This window comes from Nitratireductor sp. StC3 (genome assembly GCF_003015025.1).
GTDB classification, from domain to species: domain Bacteria; phylum Pseudomonadota; class Alphaproteobacteria; order Rhizobiales; family Rhizobiaceae; genus Mangrovimarina; species Mangrovimarina alexandrii.
This window is the reverse complement of the sequence record NZ_PYBP01000030.1, coordinates 1-2,500: the sequence shown is the minus strand read 5'-3', so window position 1 is coordinate 2,500 and position 2,500 is coordinate 1. Positions and strand designations below refer to the sequence as shown.

Annotated in this window: 2 protein-coding genes; both read right to left on the bottom strand. The window is 62.5% G+C overall.

What is annotated here, in order from left to right:
- Nucleotides 1-72: 72 nt before the first annotated feature.
- Complete coding sequence (gene istB, locus C7T96_RS23750; RefSeq protein ID WP_106573735.1) at nucleotides 73-867, bottom strand: IS21-like element helper ATPase IstB; 795 nt, start codon at nucleotides 865-867, stop codon at nucleotides 73-75.
- Nucleotides 857-2,386, bottom strand: coding sequence for an IS21 family transposase (istA, locus tag C7T96_RS23745; protein WP_106573734.1), 1,530 nt, complete (start codon nucleotides 2,384-2,386; stop codon nucleotides 857-859). Before istA ends, istB begins: the two co-directional genes overlap by 11 nt.
- Between the last annotated feature and the right edge of the window lie 114 nt (nucleotides 2,387-2,500).

Below are 2,500 nucleotides of genomic sequence, written 5' to 3'. Positions count from 1 at the left end.
TGTTGATTTCCGCTGAGAGCTGACCCGGGATTTTCGTCGAGAAGTGACCCGCCTTCATGTATGGTTTGGGTCTCAGGTTGTGGTCAAGGGCGCGGCTTTCTCCTTCTTTTTGCCTGTGGCCTGGGCGGAGCTGTTTTTGAAGCGGAAGCTGTCGTTTCCGGTCTCCAGGATGTGGCAGTGATGGGTCAGCCGATCGAGCAGCGCGGTTGTCATCTTGGCGTCGCCAAAGACGGTAGCCCACTCGCTGAAGCTGAGATTGGTGGTGATGACGACGCTGGTGCGCTCGTAGAGGGTGCTCAGCAGATGGAACAGCAGCGCCCCGCCTGATGCGCTGAAGGGCAGATATCCGAGTTCGTCGAGGATGACGAGATCGGAATGAGCAAGCCGATTGGCGATCTGACCTGCTCTGCCCTGGGCCTTCTCCTGTTCGAGCACGTTGACGAGTTCGACGGTGGAGAAGAAGCGGACACGCTTGCGATGATGCTCGACCGCCTGCACGCCGAGAGCTGTAGCGATGTGGGTCTTTCCGGTGCCTGGACCTCCGACAAGCACGACGTTGTTGGCATCCTCCATGAACTCACAGCGATGGAGCTGGCGCACGAGTGCTTCGTTGATCTCGCTGCTGGCGAAGTCGAAGCCGGCCAGGTCGCGATAGACGGGGAAGCGGGCTGCCTTGAGCTGATAGGCGGTGGATCTGACCTCCCGTTCTGCCATCTCGGCCTTCAGCAGTTGCGACAGGATCGGGATGGCGGCCTCGAAGGCGGGAGCGGCCTGTTCGGTCAGTTCGGCGACGGCCTCCGCCATGCCATGCATCTTCAGGCTTCGGAGCATGATGACGATGGCGCCGCTGGCGGGATCATGACGCATGGCGCACCTCCCTGGCCGGGCGCAGCGCATCGTAGCGCTCGACATTGGCCTGTGGCTCCTTGGCCAGGCTCAGTGCCTGCGGTGCATCCACGACAGGTGCCGCGATCGGCCTGCCATCGACCAACCTGTGCAGCAGATTGAGGATATGGACCTTGGTGGGAACGCCGGCCTCGAGTGCCATCTCCACTGCCGCCAGCACGGCCTGCTCGTCATGCTGCAGGACAAGGGCCAGGATCTCGACCATCTCCCGGTCACCGCCGGGCTTCCTGAGCAGGTGCTGCTGCAACTGCTTGAAGGCTTCGGGCAGTTCGGTGAAGGGCGCGCCGTTGCGCAAGGCTCCCGGCTTGCGCTGGATGACCGCCAGATAATGCCGCCAATCGTAGACGGTCTGGCCAAGACGGTCGTGCGACCGCTCGATGATGCGGCGGTGCTCGCAGATGAGCTGCCCTTCGGCAGCAACCACGATCCGTTCCGGATAGACCCGGAGGCTGACCGGCCGGTTGGCGAAGGATGCCGGCACGCTGTAGCGGTTGCGCTCCAGATGAACCAGGCAGGTTGGAGAGACCCGCTTGGTGTATTCGACGAAGCCGTCGAAGAGGCGAGGCATCGGCATCAGGAACTGAGCCTCCTCAGCCCGGATGTCCTCGATCGTTCCGGGTCTGAGGCCATGGGGAATCTGTTGCCACAGCTCCCGGCATCGCTGCTCCAGCCAGTCGTTCAGCGCCTCCAGCGATGGAAAGCGCGGCATCGGCTGCCATAACCGGTGGCGGGCGTCCTGGACGTTCTTCTCGACCTGTCCCTTCTCCCACCCCGAGGCCGGATTGCAGAACTCGGCCTCGAACAGATAGTGGCTGGCCATGGCCGAGAAGCGGGCATTGACCTGTCGTTCCTTGCCGCGGCCGATCCTGTCGACCGCCGTGCGCATGTTGTCGTAGATCCCGCGCCGGGGAACGCCGCCCAGAACCCGGAAGGCGTGGTTGTGGGCATCGAACAGCATCTCGTGCGTTTGTAGCGGATAGGCCCGCACGATGAAGGCACGGCTATAGCTCAGCTTGAAGTGCGCAACCTGCAGCTTGGTGCGCTCGCCGCCGAGAACCGCCCAGTCCTCCGACCAGTCGAACTGGAAGGCTTCCCCTGGTTCGAACGCCAGCGGCACGAAGGTGCCGCGCCCGCTCGTTTGCATCTGACGCTGACGCTCTTCTTTCCAGGCACGTGCAAAGGCGGCGACACGGCCGTAAGAGCCCTCATAGCCGAGACTCATCAGGTCGGCGTGCAACTGCTTGATCGTGCGCTTCTGCTTGCGCGGCCTGTTCGCTTCCGTCCTCAGCCAGGCCGATAGCCGCTCGGCATAGGTATCGAGCTTGCTCGGCCGCTCCGGCACGTTGAAACGAGGCTCGACCTCGTCGGATCGCAGGTATTTGCGGATCGTGTTCCGCGACAGTCCCGTGCGCCGCGCAATCTCCCGGATCGAAAGCCCATCCCGCAGATGCCAGCGCCGGATAACGCTCAGTAACGCCATGTCTATCACTCCAATGTCCCCTGCGATCATCAAGCAGGGGTGGGTTCAAACATGGGTCACTTCTCGATGGAAAAATCCCTCAATCCCGGGTCAGTTCTCGGCGGAAATCAACAC